The organism is uncultured Roseibium sp., from assembly GCF_947499295.1.
In the GTDB taxonomy this organism is placed as follows: domain Bacteria; phylum Pseudomonadota; class Alphaproteobacteria; order Rhizobiales; family Stappiaceae; genus Roseibium.
The window spans coordinates 214,283-228,927 of the sequence record NZ_CANMNP010000004.1 but is presented as its reverse complement, the minus strand read 5'-3'; the positions used below and the strand labels follow the sequence as shown (position 1 = coordinate 228,927).

Annotated in this window: 15 protein-coding genes; 9 read left to right on the top strand and 6 right to left on the bottom strand. The window is 54.7% G+C overall.

Features of this window, described 5'->3' with window-relative positions; genetic code table 11:
* The first annotated feature begins 54 nt into the window (after window positions 1-54).
* From Q0835_RS09405 to Q0835_RS09370, 8 genes are all read left to right on the top strand, one after another.
* Window positions 55-1,059, top strand: coding sequence for an adenosine deaminase (locus Q0835_RS09405; protein ID WP_298960585.1), 1,005 nt, complete (start codon window positions 55-57; stop codon window positions 1,057-1,059).
* Between the two features lie 51 nt (window positions 1,060-1,110).
* Window positions 1,111-2,355 carry a DUF1688 family protein gene (locus tag Q0835_RS09400; RefSeq protein ID WP_298960582.1) on the top strand — a complete coding sequence of 415 codons (1,245 nt, stop codon included), beginning with the start codon at window positions 1,111-1,113 and terminating at the stop codon, window positions 2,353-2,355.
* A gap of 69 nt (window positions 2,356-2,424) precedes the next feature.
* Window positions 2,425-3,054, top strand: coding sequence for a uracil phosphoribosyltransferase (upp, locus tag Q0835_RS09395; RefSeq protein WP_298822121.1), 630 nt, complete (start codon window positions 2,425-2,427; stop codon window positions 3,052-3,054).
* A 112-nt stretch (window positions 3,055-3,166) separates the two neighbouring features.
* On the top strand, window positions 3,167-4,066 hold the full coding sequence (locus Q0835_RS09390) for a ribokinase (RefSeq protein ID WP_298960579.1): 900 nt from the start codon (window positions 3,167-3,169) through the stop codon (window positions 4,064-4,066).
* Between the two features lie 80 nt (window positions 4,067-4,146).
* On the top strand, window positions 4,147-4,662 hold the full coding sequence (locus Q0835_RS09385; RefSeq protein ID WP_298960574.1) for a TIGR02281 family clan AA aspartic protease: 516 nt from the start codon (window positions 4,147-4,149) through the stop codon (window positions 4,660-4,662).
* A 74-nt stretch (window positions 4,663-4,736) separates the two neighbouring features.
* Window positions 4,737-6,236 (top strand): phosphomannomutase/phosphoglucomutase, encoded by a 1,500-nt coding sequence (locus Q0835_RS09380; protein WP_298960571.1) that lies wholly within the window; start codon window positions 4,737-4,739, stop codon window positions 6,234-6,236.
* 128 nt (window positions 6,237-6,364) lie between these two features.
* Window positions 6,365-7,363 (top strand): aldose epimerase family protein, encoded by a 999-nt coding sequence (locus tag Q0835_RS09375; RefSeq protein ID WP_298960569.1) that lies wholly within the window; start codon window positions 6,365-6,367, stop codon window positions 7,361-7,363.
* Between the two features lie 55 nt (window positions 7,364-7,418).
* A complete protein-coding gene (locus tag Q0835_RS09370) occupies window positions 7,419-8,447 on the top strand; it encodes a histone deacetylase family protein (RefSeq protein ID WP_298822126.1) in 1,029 nt (342 codons plus the stop codon).
* A gap of 7 nt (window positions 8,448-8,454) precedes the next feature.
* Here the strand turns inward: Q0835_RS09370 and Q0835_RS09365 are convergent, their stop codons facing one another.
* Window positions 8,455-9,075 carry an HAD family phosphatase gene (locus tag Q0835_RS09365; RefSeq protein ID WP_298960566.1) on the bottom strand — a complete coding sequence of 207 codons (621 nt, stop codon included), beginning with the start codon at window positions 9,073-9,075 and terminating at the stop codon, window positions 8,455-8,457.
* A gap of 50 nt (window positions 9,076-9,125) precedes the next feature.
* Between Q0835_RS09365 and Q0835_RS09360 the strand changes: the two genes are divergently transcribed.
* Window positions 9,126-10,100, top strand: coding sequence for a PhnD/SsuA/transferrin family substrate-binding protein (locus Q0835_RS09360; protein ID WP_298960564.1), 975 nt, complete (start codon window positions 9,126-9,128; stop codon window positions 10,098-10,100).
* A 20-nt stretch (window positions 10,101-10,120) separates the two neighbouring features.
* Here the strand turns inward: Q0835_RS09360 and Q0835_RS09355 are convergent, their stop codons facing one another.
* From Q0835_RS09355 to Q0835_RS09335, 5 genes are all read right to left on the bottom strand, one after another.
* Window positions 10,121-11,305, bottom strand: coding sequence for an acetate/propionate family kinase (locus Q0835_RS09355; protein WP_298960561.1), 1,185 nt, complete (start codon window positions 11,303-11,305; stop codon window positions 10,121-10,123).
* Window positions 11,306-11,307: 2 nt separating this feature from the next.
* On the bottom strand, window positions 11,308-12,720 hold the full coding sequence (locus tag Q0835_RS09350) for a bifunctional enoyl-CoA hydratase/phosphate acetyltransferase (RefSeq protein ID WP_298960559.1): 1,413 nt from the start codon (window positions 12,718-12,720) through the stop codon (window positions 11,308-11,310).
* A 136-nt stretch (window positions 12,721-12,856) separates the two neighbouring features.
* Window positions 12,857-13,468 (bottom strand): TadE/TadG family type IV pilus assembly protein, encoded by a 612-nt coding sequence (locus tag Q0835_RS09345; RefSeq protein WP_298960556.1) that lies wholly within the window; start codon window positions 13,466-13,468, stop codon window positions 12,857-12,859.
* Complete coding sequence (locus Q0835_RS09340) at window positions 13,452-13,982, bottom strand: TadE/TadG family type IV pilus assembly protein (RefSeq protein ID WP_298960553.1); 531 nt, start codon at window positions 13,980-13,982, stop codon at window positions 13,452-13,454. Before Q0835_RS09340 ends, Q0835_RS09345 begins: the two co-directional genes overlap by 17 nt.
* Before the next feature lie 49 nt (window positions 13,983-14,031).
* Entirely contained in the window at window positions 14,032-14,496 is a 465-nt protein-coding gene (locus Q0835_RS09335; RefSeq protein ID WP_298960551.1) for a pilus assembly protein N-terminal domain-containing protein, read from the bottom strand.
* Window positions 14,497-14,645 lie beyond the last annotated feature (149 nt).

Here is a 14,645-nt window from a genome sequence, read left to right as displayed (position 1 = left end):
TGTTTGCAAAAGTCAGCCGCGGAAGGCCCAGACCAACTTGAGGATCAGCCGGATATGAATGTTTCAAGCCTTGTGCCGAAGGCGGAATTGCATTGTCACATTGAGGGGGCTGCGCCGCCGTCTCTGGTCAAGCGCCTTGCCGAAGCTCATGGCCACGATGTGTCCGAGGTGATCGACGGCAACGGGAAATATGTCTGGTCGGATTTCACTACCTTTCTAAGGGCTTATGACGTTTCGAGCGGTGTCTTCAAGACACCTGCAGACTATGCCTTGCTGGCTGAAACCTATTTTCGGATGCTGGCCGCAGAAGGTGCGATCTACGGAGAAATATTCGTATCGCCCGACCACGCACAGGCTGCTGGCCTTTCCTACCGTTCCTATGTTGAAGGTCTGGCGACAGGAATGGAGAGAGCCAAGAATGAAACGGCCATAGAGGGGCGCATGATTGCCATAGGCGTTCGCCATTTCGGGGCGGCCTCCGTGGAACGTGTCATCAAGGAGGTCATCGGCAACCCGCATCCGCTGGTGACAGGTTTTGGATTGGCGGGAGACGAACGGTCGGGGCATCCGGCCAATTTCGCCAAGGCTTTTCGAATGGCGTCCGAAGCCGGGCTCGGAACCACCGCCCATGCCGGAGAATTCGGAGGACCTGAGAGTGTGACAGCCGCATTGGAATTCCTGCGCGTCAAACGCCTCGGACATGGGGTGCGCGCGATCGAGGACAAGGATCTCGTCAAGCGTCTGATCGATGAAGAAGTCGTCCTGGAAGTTTGTCCCGGTTCCAATACTGCGCTCGGGGTCTATTCGCATCTGCGTTTTCACCCGGTGAATATCTTGCGCAAGGAAGGCGTCAAGATAACGCTGAATTCCGATGATCCCCCGTTCTTCGGCACAACGCTGGGCAAGGAGTATTCGTCGGTTTCCGAGACTTTCGACTGGACCTTTGAGGACCAGATGGAGATAACGCGCACAGCGCTCGAAGCGGCCTTTTGCGACGATGCCACTCGCAAGCGTTTGCTGGTCCGCCTCGACAGCGCCAGGGAGCAACCCGTTGAATGAACTTCAGGAGCTTCTCATGCCGCTGGGACTTCATTTAAGATTGGTAAGTTTATGAGTGCTGAATTTCCCGCGCCGATCCTCTTCCAGCCACAGGAGGTGCGCCGCAAGGCCCACGCGTTTCTGGATTTGGGGGTTGCGGGAAAACTGAACCACGTTGTCTTAGACCTGACGAAGCTTGATGATGCGCTCGGCCTGGTTCTAGAAACGACAAAGCAAAATTACCCCGATTTCCAGATACCGCCATACGGGATCTGGCGCGCCTTTGAAGCAGGTGGCGTCGACCGCTGGTCCGCGATGGCAAGTGCCAGGGAATTTGAAACGGCGCAGGAAATGCTTTTGGCCGCTGCCGACCTGGCCGTGCTCGCTATGTTCATGAAAACCCGGCACCCGGCGAACTGGGTATTTGAGGACCCGATGACCGGCTCGAAAGTCGATGGAGCCGATGCTTTGGCGCTCGCCGCTTTTCACATGTTCGCTTCCGGTTCATTTTCTGGCGAAATGACTGATCCCTACCGTGCAGACGCCGAGACGCTTGTTCGGCTTGACCTGAACGAACTGACTACCGGGCTTCAGTGGGATCGGGATGCAGATCGGGATTTACTCAACACAATGCAGACCCATCTCAAACGTTTTGGTGAAGCCATGGCGTTGAGGCCCGATTTGTTTTCAGAAGGCAAGGTCACACGGCCAGGCGTCCTCGCGCTCCGTCTCGCAGGTGAAGCTGGTGCCGGCATAGATGCCAGCAAGCTGCTTGATAACCTGCTGGAGACTTTCGCTCCGGTCTGGGACGGTGGCGCGAAGGTTGGTGACGTTGGTCTTGGTGACAGTTTCGACTACGCCGGCAATCCCACCGCTTCAGAGATGACGACAGTTCCGTTTCATTTGACTGCCCAGGAAATGGTCTATTCGCTGGTGGAACCCTTTGCCTGGGCTGGATTTGAAGTGACCGGCCTTGAAAACATCACGCCGCCATCAGACCTTGCCCATGCCGCTTTGTTTATTCACGCGGGCGTTCTGGTGATCGGAGCCGAGAACGGCGAAGCTTTATCGGAACAGACAACAATTGACCGCATGATAGAACTTCGTTCAGTGAGCGCAGCCTTGGCGGACAAACTCGCAGACAGGCTACGCAGCGAACTTGATGTCAGTGCGGATCAAGTGCCTTTGACATGCATTCTGGAAGGCGGGACAAGCCGGACCGGGCATCGGATTTTGAGCCAGAATGCAAATCTTTTCAAAAAACTCGGGCAATACTTGAACCCCCGGACTGTTTTTTGGTTGCCGTTCGGGGCATAGGTCCTGAACATGCAGTGAAGTCACAATCTGACCGTGGGCGAACGGTCGTTGGTATCAAGAGAGGCAGATATGTCCGGAGCAAATGTCATCAGTCACCCGCTGGTTCAGCACAAGCTGACCATCATGCGCAACAAGGGGACGTCCACACAGGGTTTCCGGCGGTTGTTGCGAGAAATATCGACGCTGCTCTGCTACGAGGTCACCCGCGATCTGCCGCTTGTTCGCCAGACCATCGAAACCCCACTTGCTGAAATGCAGGCGCCGATGCTAGCTGGCAAGAAACTTGTCTTTGCGTCTGTTCTGCGAGCCGGCAACGGACTTCTGGAGGGAATGCTTGAACTGGTTCCATCCGCACGTGTTGCTCATGTCGGGCTCTACCGCGATCCGGAAACACTGCAGCCGGTGGAATACTACTTCAAGGCCCCGGAAGACCTGAATGAGCGTCTGGTGATCGTTGTGGACCCGATGCTGGCAACGGCCAATTCGGCAATCGCCGCAGTTCAGAAACTGAAGGAAAGAGGGGCGAACAATATCCGGTTTCTCTGCCTGCTGGCAGCTCCCGAAGGTGTTGCGAAGTTCAACGAAATGCATTCGGATGTGCCGATCTATACGGCGGCCATCGACGAGAAGCTCAATGAAAAAGGTTATATCGTTCCAGGCCTCGGAGATGCAGGCGACCGCATGTACGGGACGAAATAGACTTTGCATTCACAATATGACAGTTACGATTGCGCGGCGGGTTCCTGCCGCGCTTTTTTCTTGCGCTTGGCGATGGGGCTTCTAACCTCAGGACCAAACGGGGAGGCAAAGAATGATCACGGTATTCGGATCCATTAATCTGGATCTGGTCGTTGCTGTACCGCGCCTGCCAGGTCCTGGAGAGACCGTGAGCGGTCCCGATCATCAAATGTTCCCGGGTGGCAAAGGTGCAAATCAGGCGCTGGCCGCTCGGCGCGCAGGATCGGCTGTGACGATGATCAGTGCTGTCGGGCAAGATACATTTGCGGATTTGGCGCTGCAAAATCTGCGCGAAGCCGATGTTGACCTGTCCGGCGTCAGGTCGCTTCCAGGAACGACCGGCATCGCTTTGATAGGTATCGATCCGGTGGGCGAAAACCAGATCATCGTCGCCAGCGGTACGAATGCACGCGTCGATGCCGAATGGCTTTCAGAAGCGCTTGGGCCGGATTGCATCCTGCTGCTGCAGGGTGAAATCCCTTTCACCGAAAACCTGACATCAATGCAACGGGCCAAGTCCGAAGGTTCCAGTGTCATCTGGAATCCAGCCCCCGTTCCTGACGGCAATCTTCGCGAAGCCTTGGAGGTAACGGATGTATTGGTTGTGAATGAAAGTGAAGCGGCTCTGATCTCGTCCACTTTAGGGTTACCCGGGGAGCCGGATGCATTTCTGGCGCACTTCGCATCTGCAGGGCAGGTTGCCGTCATCACTCAAGGATCCAAAGGTGTCATTGCCGACGGTGGCGACGGCCCTGTCCGGTTTGGTGCCCCGAAAATAGAGGCCGTCGATACGACAGGGGCCGGCGATGCCTTTTGTGGCGCACTGGCGTCCGCGTTGGATCGGAACGCCCCCTTTTCCCGTGCACTTAAGGAAGGAATTTCAGCCGGCGCACTTGCCTGTACGGTGACGGGTGCCCAGACGAGTGCTCCGCACCGTGAAGACATCATGCGTCTTGCCGATCAAATTCTCTAAGGTGGTTTTACAGCCCGCTAAGGAAACCGTGGTAATCAGGCTGACCGATTGTTGTTTCGAGTTCGGACTAAAGGTCAGCCATGGCGCGATTTGTGCTGATATTGCTGTTTTTCATCGGGATAACCCCGTTTCTGCCAAATCTGCTGCAGAAGTTTGCACCTCATTTTGCGGCGGGCAACATCCAGTCTGCGGAAACAGCTGATCTTGACGATGCGCCGCAAGGCGACCGCAAACATCGTATCTCTGCCAACTATCAGGGCCAGTTCGTCGATTTGTTCAAAGTGAATGGACAAACAGTTGAGATGTTGGTGGATACCGGTGCAACGCACACCGTGTTGCCTGAATCGGTTGCCCGCGAAGTTGGCATTTTTCCGAAGGCAGCGGACTACAAATACGCTATCCGTACAGCCAATGGCACGGTTTATGGTGCCATGGCGGTAATCGACGGGATGCAGATCGGAAGCATTCGATTGAGAAACCTGGATGCCCTGGTCTTGAAGGATCAAAGCCTTGGTCAACCGCTGCTCGGTATGTCCGCGCTCAATCAACTGGACCGGTTTGACATTTCAAACGGGACGCTAGTACTGATTCAGTAGTCAAAGGAAGCTTCTGAGTTTTATTCAATTCGTTCAACCGAGTAGCCCCGAAAAAAATCAATTGCGAGGTATTGATGTTCCCGAAACCTGTGGCAAGCCTGAAGCCGAACACGCTCGAATATGAATCCTTGCCCATGGTCAAACCGACAGGGTTCCGGGAGTATGACGCCCGTTGGCTTTTCGAGGAAGAAATCAACCTGATGGGCATGCAGGCACTTGGTATGGGTATCGGAACCCTGATCCATGAGCGCGGCGTAAGACCTGACATTGCCGTCGGACACGACTTCCGTGGCTATTCCGCTTCCATCAAGATGGCCGTGATCAACGGGTTGCTGGCGGCCGGTGTCAACGTACATGACATCGGGCTGGCATTGTCGCCGATGGCCTATTTTTCACAATTCGCATTGGATGTTCCCGCTGTCGCCATGATCACGGCATCCCACAATGACAATGGATGGACCGGCGTCAAAATGGGGATAGACAGACCTTTGACATTTGGTCCGGACGAAATGGGCCGCCTTAAGGAAATCGTCCTGGGCGCCGCGTTTGACCTGAAAGGTGGCGGCAGCTACCGGTTCGTCGATGGCTTCCCGGAGGTCTATGCCAAAGACCTGACGGACAGGCCCAAACTGAAACGCCCGATCAAGGTGGTCGCAGCTTGCGGCAACGGCACCGCAGGAGCTTTCGCGCCAAAGATCCTTGAGGCACTTGGTGCAGAGGTCATTCCGCTGGATGCGGAACTGGATCATACGTTTCCGAGATACAATCCGAACCCGGAAGACATGCAGATGCTTCATGCATTGCGGGACAAGGTTCTGGAAGTCGGCGCGGAAGTCGGTCTGGGTTTTGATGGAGACGGTGACCGTTGCGGCGTCGTCGACAATGAAGGCGAAGAGATCTTCGCCGACAAGGTTGGCGTCATGCTGGCGCGTGATATTTCCGCCCTGCATCCGAACAGCCAGTTCGTGGTCGATGTGAAATCAACCGGGCTTTACCATACCGATCCTGTCCTCCAGGCCAACGGTGCAAAGACCGACTACTACAAAACCGGCCATTCCTATATCAAACGCCGGGTCAGGGACCTGAACGCGGTCGTCGGATTTGAAAAATCAGGGCACTACTTTTTCAATCAGCCGATTGGACGAGGTTATGATGACGGTCTCGTGTCCGCCATCGCAATTCTCGACATGCTGGACCGTAGCCCGAACAGGACAATGGCGTACCTGCGGCGCGATCTTCCCAAGACCTGGGGGTCGCCGACCATGTCTCCAAAGTGCGCCGATGAAATCAAATACGATGTCATCGATCGAGTGGTGTCGAAATTTCAGGGTATGAAGGAAAAGGGTGAAACTGTTGCGGGGCAGGCGATTACTGACCTGATTACAGTCAATGGTGTGCGTGTCGTCAGTGAGGACGGAACCTGGGGACTGGTTCGTGCCTCTTCGAACAAGCCTGAACTGGTGGTCGTGGTCGAAAGTCCTGTTTCAGAGGATCGTCTGCACGCCATGTTCAAGGCCGTCGATGGTATTCTGCGCGAAAACCCGGAAGTCGGCGATTACAATCAGACAATCTGATTACAGGCTGAGAGCCACGCCGATGAGTGCTTTGGCGTGGGCTTGACCTTGCGGCCAGGCGCAACGAATGATCCCGCCGACCGGAAGTGTTCGGAAAACACGCCCGAGACGGGTCTACGGAGAATTGCATGATCAATGAATTCGGGTCACTTCCCGATGGAACTGTTGTTCAGGAAATCACCTTGAAGAAGGGTGTCTTGGAAGCTTCGATCCTGACCCTGGGCGCGGTTATCCGGGACTTGAAAGTGGCTGGGCAAACGGTTGTGCTCGGTTTTGATGACTTGCAAAGCTACCTGGATCATTCCCCCTATTTTGGGGTAGTCGCCGGGCGATGCGCCAACCGCATCGCCGATGGAAAAATGAGCGTTGACGGAATCGAATACCAGTTGGACTGCAATGATGGAGGCCGCAATCACCTTCACGGTGGCTCTGAAGGGTTCTCAAACCGCGTCTGGCAGATTGAGCAAAGCGACAAGGCCAGTGTGCTCTTGAAGCTGGTTTCTGAAGACGGTGAGATGGGCTACCCGGGTCGTGTCGAAGCGCTTGTCCGGTATACGCTTACCGGCTCTGGAGCCTTGCGCGTCAAGATTACGGCAAGGACTGACAAAACGACACCGGTCAACCTGACTCAGCACGCCTATTTTAATCTGGATGGCAGTAACACCATCCTGAACCATACGCTTGAAGTTGCTGCAGAAAGCTATTTACCCGTGGATGAGGATCTGATCCCGACGGGAGAGATCAGGAACGTTGCTTGGACGGCGTTTGATTTTCAGGACGGCCGAAAACTGAAACGCAAACCCGGTGAAGAAGACACATTTTACGATCATAATTTCTGCTTGGCGGACGCATCGCGCGACCAGGTTGCTTTCGCTGCGGCATTGGAAGACGGCGCGGGTGGTAGGCGTATGGAAATCTGGACCACGGAACCCGGTCTTCAGTTGTACGATGCCGGAAAGTTGAATGTTACCGTTCCTGGGCTGGGTGGAAAACTCTACGGCCCACATGCTGGTCTGTGTCTGGAAGCGCAGCGTTGGCCCGACAGTGTCAACAGACCAAACTTCACAAATGTTTTGTTGCGGCCTACAGAGACTTATAGTCATGTGACGGAATTCCGTTTTTCGTAAGATCAGATAGACTAAGATCTGCGGGTGAATCCAAAGCGGGACTGGGGAGAAGTTTTTGAAGACCGTTTTTTCAGACACCCAGCTTGCCCACGCGCCAAAGCAGGAGATTTCTGACGGTGAATTGAAACCCGCCGTCGAGATTCCGAGCCGGGCCGAAATGGTTCTTGAAACCGTTAAAAGTCGGAAAGTCGGCGAAATCGTTTCACCGGAAGAGTTTCCGGTCAGGCCCCTTCAAAGGGTGCATTCTCCCGAATATGTCGGCTTCTTGGAGGAGTTCTGGAGCAAATGGCTGGCAGCGGGCCGCTCCAACGAGGCCTTCCCGTTTGTATGGCCGATCAGAAGCCTCCGGCAGGACATCAAGGTGAACCACATTGACGGATTGCTCGGCCGATATTCGATGGACGCCGGAACTCCGCTGGGTGAAAATACCTTCAAGGCGGCTCGTGCCTCTGCCGACACGGCGCTGACGGCGTCAAAATTTCTCCTGGAAGGAGATCAATCCGCATTCGCACTGTGCCGGCCGCCTGGACACCACGCCGGTTTTGATTTTTTTGGCGGGTATTGTTTCCTCAACAATGCGGCCATCGCAGCACAGTATCTGCGCGACTACGGATTGCATCGCATTGCTATTCTGGATGTCGACTATCATCATGGAAACGGCACGCAGGCGCTTTTCTATGACCGGCCCGACATCCTGTTTTTGTCCATTCACGCTGACCCGAAGGATGAATATCCTTATTTTCTCGGTTATGCCGACGAAACGGGCGAACACGCCGGGACGGGCTTCACGCGCAATTGGCCGCTCCCGCTTGGCACAGACTGGGACGGCTATACTCCAGCACTCGAAGAAGCGTGTCGCTGGCTTTTGGTGTACAAGCCGGACGCAATGATCGTTTCGCTCGGCATGGATTGTTATGAGAACGATCCGATCTCCGGTTTCCGTTTCAAAAGCGATGACTTCACCCGCCTCGGCGAACGGTTGAAGAAAGTCGGTGTGCCGACCTTGTTCGTCATGGAGGGTGGTTATGCCGTCGACGCGCTGGGCACGAACTGTGTAAATGTGCTTGAAGGATTTGCCGGCTAAGGAAGCTTTAGTTTGCGAGCAAGCCACGTTTGCAGAGGTCCTGCCGCAATGTGCTGGCCTCCAGGAAATGATGCGCTTCCATCCCGACTTTCCTGGCTGCCTCAACATTGGCCTCGGAATCATCGATGAAAAAACATGCACCGGGCTTGAGGTCATTTCGCTCAAACAGAACCTGATAGATCCTGGGATCCGGTTTGATCAGGCGTTCTTCTGCTGAAACCACGATGTCGACAAAACTTGTTTTAAGAAACGGGAAGCGAACCAGGCACTCCGCAAACTTTTCGTTTGAAAAATTGGTGACCGCAAAAAGCGGGATGTCCGTTTCTTGAAGCTCCTGAAGGATCTGGCGTGTCCCGGCAACTTCGCCAGGTATCATCTCGTGCCATCGATCTGAATAAGCTGCGATCAGATCTGCCTTGTCCGGATGAAGTACACAAAGCGTATCAACAGCCTCTGCCCAGGAGCGTCCTAGGTCCTGTTGAAGGTTCCAGTTCATGTTGCAAACGTTTTGGAGAAAATCCGTTCTTTCCGCCGTATCTGGAATGAGGCGACGATAAAGATGTTCAGGATTCCATTCGATCAGGACATTTCCTATATCGAATACCACGGTCGTGATAACGTCATTCATGGGCTGATCCGGTCAACGTTTTTAGGGTACAAGATAGGTGAGATAAGAATTTGCGTTTTCTCCCAGAAGGTTATGTCGGAATTGCGACGCGGACAGAAAACGCCGCCGGGTTTATTGCACTCATTCTCTTTTTGATTGTCTTCGCCGGTTCAACACTTGCCCAGGAAAGTACCGAATTGCCGGATCGGCTTCGTCTTGGTGTAGTGGTTGCCGCAGACGAAAACGCCAGGGATAGAGTTGAGCCGTTTCGGCTTGCACTTGAAGATATTGCCGACTTGCCGGTTGATCTCTTTTTAATGGATACAATGGGCGATGCCGTGGAAGCGATAGCTGAAGGGCGCATTGACTACGCACGCCTGTCACCCTCCGCCTATGCGGCAGCATACAGGCTTTGCAGTTGCATCGAACCTTTGGTCACCGCTGGGCCGGATGACTTCCCGGCGCGTTTTTATGCCATCCTTGTCGGTAAGCGTGGCGATGCGAAAATATCGCTTGCGGGCCTGAAAGGTGTCCGCCTTGCCGTTGGTGGCAGAAACAGTTCGACTGGCTACCGCGTTCCCTTGGCAAATCTTGCGGCCGACGGTGTCGACGTTAAATCGCATTTCAGCACGCTGGTAGAAGTTCAGGATCCCGTCGACGGGATCCGCGCGTTACTGGATGGCCGGGTCCAGGCGGCTCTTGCCTGGTCGACCTTGGCGGGAGAGGCAAAAAACGGATACACGGCCGGAACGCTCAACGACTATTACGTGAGCGGTGGGCGTGGATTTAAGGATCTTGAGATTGTCTGGCGCTCGCCCCCCATACCCTATTCTGCTCACAGTCTGGGAAAAGGTCTGCCGGATGTGCTGAAACGCCGATTGAGAGCCGGGCTCATGGATATGCGGCGAGAGGACCCAGGCGCTTATCTGGCCATTGAACCCGATCTGCCGGGTGGCTTCGAACCGGTTGTTCATGCTGATTATCGCCCGGTTGTGCGCACTTACGAAGATGCCTTTGCAGGCGTGCTCGAACCGTCTGGCCGATAGGTTTTGGAATTTCTCGGAATTCAGCGCGTTGAAGCGTCGGCGTACAGGAGTGTTTCCGTGTGCCGACGGATCATTTCTTCTTCATTGGTTGGAATGACCAGCACCTTGGTCTGAGAATTGGCGGCGGAAATATCTTCTTCCCGCGCTGTGTTCCGGGCCTCGTCAATCGACAATCCAAGCCAATCCTGCTCAGCACAGACCCGTTGCCGGATGAGCGCAGCGTTTTCGCCGATACCACCGGTGAATACGAGCGTGTCCAGGCCATTCAGAACCGCGGCCATGGCGCCAAGTTCACGCCGAATGCGAAATACGAAATAATCGATTGCCTCTGCGGCGCGCGGATCGGTGCTTTCGCTTAAACTGCGCATGTCCTGGCTGATGCCGGATAGGCCCTTAAGACCGGAATTCCTGTAGAGCAGATCTGAGACCGCGTCGGCGCTCATGCCTTTTGTAGTCAAAAGATAAAGAACGACACCTGGGTCGAGCTGTCCGCATCGAGTGCCCATCGGCAACCCGTCCAATGCCGTAAAGCCCATCGTCGAACCGATGCTTTGGCCATTGCGGATGGCGCACATGGAAGCGCCGTTTCCCAAATGAGCGACGACGACCTTGCCTTGGAAAACCTCCGGTCGCGTCTCCTGCAGATAACTGCAGATGAATTCGTAGGAAAGCCCGTGGAAGCCGTACCGGCGGACACCTTCATCATAAAGAGATCTGGGAAGAGCGAATGTATCGTTGACCCAGGGATGCTTGCGGTGGAAGGCGGTGTCAAAGCAAGCCGTCTGCAAAGCGTCCGGGAATGCAGCGCGCGCGGCCTCTATCCCGGCAAGATTGTGAGGCTGATGCAGCGGCGCCAGGGGTTCGAGTTCCTTGAGATCACGAAGAACCGTGTCGGTTATCGTTAAAGGTCTCGTGTGAGAAACGCCGCCATGGACAACCCGGTGGCCAACGGCGTCAACCGGAAGACCTCCGAGTTCCTGTTCAAGAACCGGTAAAAGCGCAGCCAGCGCCGTCCTGTTGGTTCTTCCTTCTTCGCCTTCTAGGGCGCGATCAATCGTCAGACCGGAGGCCTGAGATACCAGCGCAAGATGTGGTTCGGCACCCAACCCCGAGATCTGTCCTTTGAGCTGCTCAATCGTTGCGGAATAGAGCGAAAATTTGATTGAGGAGGAACCGGAATTCAGGACGAGGATAACCGGGGCCACGCTCACTCTTCCTCGCGGTCGAGTATTCCGGCTGGAACACCGCTCTTCTGCCAATGCACATAAAGCATTGCCAACGCGCATGAGGCGAGGCGGGCGCGGCCGTCATCCGCGCGGCTTGTCAGCATGACCGGAACCTTCGCGCCTATGACGAGGCCTGCTGCTTCTGCGTGAGCGATGAAAGTGAGTTCTTTAGCCAGCATGTTGCCGGATTCAAGGTTGGGCACGATCAGGACTTCCGCATGCCCGGCAACCAGCGAGGTAATTCCCTTTGTCCGTGCTGCCTGGACATCGATTGCGTTGTCCATTGCCAGAGGACCGTCCACAACTGCTCCGCTGATTTGGCCCCGCTCGGCCATCTTCGAAAGAATCGCCGCATCAAGGCTAGAAGGAATGGCGGGATTAACGGTCTCGATCGCGGACAAGATGCCGACGCGCGGCGTGTCCAGACCCAGCGACCGGGCGGCATCAATCGCGTTTTGCGTGATGTCGACCTTGGTGTTGAGGTCGGGTGAAATGTTGATCGCCGCGTCCGAAATCAGCACCGGCGTTTTGCGACCGGGAATATCCATGACAAAGACATGGCTGATCCGTCGTTTGGTTCTGAGGCCTCCATCGCGTTTGACCACATGTTTCAGCAGGTGATCGGTGTGAAGGTGGCCCTTCATGACCGCTTTGACACGTCCTTCATGAACCATTGCAACCGCACGTCCAGCTGCTTCCGATTCATCCTCGATATCAATCAGCTCAAACTGGCTGATGTCCTCATTCAATTCGCTTGCGGCGCTTTCGATCCGGTCTCTTGCCCCGATTAAGACGGGAACGATCAATCCCTCCCTGGCAGCCAGGAGGGCACCCTCCAGAGAGTTCGGATCATCTGGTGCAGCAACCGCCGTCGGCATGGCCGGCAGGGTTTTGGCCAACTCAATCATCCGATTGAAGTGGCGATGTCGCTGGACAAGAAGCGCAGGAATTTCGCTGGCGTCGAATTCAATTGTTTCTGTCGGGGCGCGGACTTCAGAAATACCTTCAACTAGCCTGACGCCGTCTTCACGGGTCACAGACATGTCAAAGAGGACAATATTGTCAGGCCGTTTCTCGGTGGCAGTCACCTTGACGGTCAGTTTGTCGCCTACAGCTGCTCGACCCAGGAAGCGGAAGGACTGGGCCTTATAGACGCTGCCGGGGCCGGGCAGAATGTTGCCAAGTACCGCAGACGCGAGACCTCCGACCCACATGGCCGGTGCCATCGGTTTGTCGATCTTGCCGTCTCCGGTCCAGTCGGTGTCGGGCAGATGAATTGGATTGCGATTTCCTGAGGCGTGGGCAAAAACCAAAAGATCGTTGGAAGAGCACTCCCGGACGATCTCCGCTGTGTCGCCTATCTCGATCTGTTCATACGTCTTGTTTGTCGCCATCGACCAATATTCCCGAGTTCAATTTGCGTATTGCGACGCAACATCCTGCGGGAGAGTAGCGGGATTGTATGACGAAACAAGTGCGTTGAGTGATTTGACCCCGCTGCCCTTCACGCCATTCCAAATTTGTCAGTTGTCAGCAATCAGAGCAGGCAACGGTGTTGGTCAGGCGCGGTCTAAGATAATAAATATCGCCTAGGTCTATGGCCGAATCACGTTCAAAAACTTCGGTGAAGATGCCAGCGAAGGTCGGCGTATAAGTCAGGCTCACCTGACCGACGACTATGGAAGTGTTCGCCACGGCGACAGTGCCCGGAAGTGTTATCGGAGGCACAGCTCCCTTCGCCCAGGGGGTGCCATCAGCGTTGTTGTAGCTCCAATCGACGGAGGCATCACCATCTCCATCGAATGTTACGCTCGCAATGGTGATACCGAGAGTAGTTGCAGGGTAGGGGGTCAAGATCTTTTCGCCAAGATCCATTATTCCCTGGAGATCGTTCTTGTCGACAGTTTGTGCCTGGGCAACTAGATCGGTAACGGAGTTGGCGATTCGGCTGACCTTGCGGTCTTGATTCAGGGCACCTGTCGCCTCCTCCATGCCGATAAGAATAATCAGCATCAACGGCAGGATAAGTGCAAACTCCACTGCAGAAACAGCACGGGTGTCGGCCTGAAGCCGACGCCAGATGGCGACAATCGTTGACGAGGCCTTGGGCCTACGGGAGGCCCTGCTATTCCCAAGGTTCATTTCGAAACACCAATGTTGATGTGAGATGACGTTCGGTGCCGTGGTCAGCCAAGTTGAGCGACAGCAGGGATGTAATCATGGGCCAACGGTAAACAACACTCACGAAGACGATTGCTCCGGATTTATTGGCATCGTCTACATAACTGGAGTCTTCTACCAGATTGCCGTCGCCATCATACATATTGATATCCGATGTCGCCGAAAAACTTGCGATATTGTCAACTACAACAACGATACGTTCCGTGCTGCAAAGGAATGCTGGTAGTGCGTTGCAGATTTCACCTTCGAAGTCGTCAGCGCCGAAACCTGAGGTTTGTGCTTGGCCGGTCCTGATCATTCTCGATGCTTCGATAACCGCATTGTCCAGCATCCGGTTCACCATGTGAATGAGCCCGACTTCGACAATTCCGAACAAGAGCAAAAAGAACGGGATTGCGACGAGACTGAATTCGATCGCTGTCGCACCGCTTTCGTCTTTGCGGATAGAAAAGAAACGTCGCCGAAAACGTGGCATGGTATTTCTTTTGCTCAAACGCATGTTTCTAAGACTCCAAGGTCAAAGCTTAAGACCCGCCACCGGCCGCCTGGACGGCAAGTTCGTTGCGGGCGGTTGCTTGTTCGGCGGTTTCCTTGAACGCGTCGTTGTTGTCCCCGAGTCGAAGCGTCGGTTCGCAGGTTGGGCTGCAGGACAGCGTCACGCGAGAAGACTTTTTGTAAACGGATACGACACCCTCTTCAGACGCGCGAACCGTAATGATTTCATCAACGATCGGCTTGTTGTTCTCGTCGAGAATAACGAGGTTCGTTGTGCCGTAGCTCTTGCCGGTAATGACGACAGTGTTTTGGTCAAACATTGAGACATCGGCTATAAAGGGATTTCCAACAATAACGGCAGACGCGCCATCATCTATCCGGAATACCTTTGCACGGTCGACGGTGACCATGACCGGCCCATCTTGGGCGATTGCGACGCCAGCTTGAAACACAAGCGTGAACACGCTCGTCCATTTGATCAGCTTTTTAAACATGCCTATGGGTACTCCATATCGGGCTTTTCTCGCGATATGATGCAGCAAACGTGGTGAACGATCTGCTAACGGCGCCGGAATTACAGAATTGCCTGCGTGTTTCGCCTCCATTTGAACAAGAAAAGAACACCGTCGGTTATAAAGTGGAC

Excerpts from the sequence above, each read along its gene's own strand:
- Q0835_RS09350 (WP_298960559.1), bottom strand. The coding sequence starts at position 12,720 with ATGGCGACAAACAAGACGTATGAACAGATCGAGATAGGCGACACAGCG.
- Q0835_RS09365 (WP_298960566.1), bottom strand. The coding sequence starts at position 9,075 with ATGAATGACGTTATCACGACCGTGGTATTCGATATAGGAAATGTCCTG.
- Q0835_RS09380 (WP_298960571.1), top strand. The coding sequence starts at position 4,737 with ATGTTCCCGAAACCTGTGGCAAGCCTGAAGCCGAACACGCTCGAATAT.
- Q0835_RS09375 (WP_298960569.1), top strand. The coding sequence starts at position 6,365 with ATGATCAATGAATTCGGGTCACTTCCCGATGGAACTGTTGTTCAGGAA.
- Q0835_RS09400 (WP_298960582.1), top strand. The coding sequence starts at position 1,111 with ATGAGTGCTGAATTTCCCGCGCCGATCCTCTTCCAGCCACAGGAGGTG.
- Q0835_RS09385 (WP_298960574.1), top strand. The coding sequence starts at position 4,147 with ATGGCGCGATTTGTGCTGATATTGCTGTTTTTCATCGGGATAACCCCG.
- Q0835_RS09335 (WP_298960551.1), bottom strand. The coding sequence starts at position 14,496 with ATGTTTAAAAAGCTGATCAAATGGACGAGCGTGTTCACGCTTGTGTTT.
- Q0835_RS09340 (WP_298960553.1), bottom strand. The coding sequence starts at position 13,982 with ATGCCACGTTTTCGGCGACGTTTCTTTTCTATCCGCAAAGACGAAAGC.
- upp (WP_298822121.1), top strand. The coding sequence starts at position 2,425 with ATGTCCGGAGCAAATGTCATCAGTCACCCGCTGGTTCAGCACAAGCTG.
- Q0835_RS09390 (WP_298960579.1), top strand. The coding sequence starts at position 3,167 with ATGATCACGGTATTCGGATCCATTAATCTGGATCTGGTCGTTGCTGTA.
- Q0835_RS09405 (WP_298960585.1), top strand. The coding sequence starts at position 55 with ATGAATGTTTCAAGCCTTGTGCCGAAGGCGGAATTGCATTGTCACATT.
- Q0835_RS09345 (WP_298960556.1), bottom strand. The coding sequence starts at position 13,468 with ATGAACCTTGGGAATAGCAGGGCCTCCCGTAGGCCCAAGGCCTCGTCA.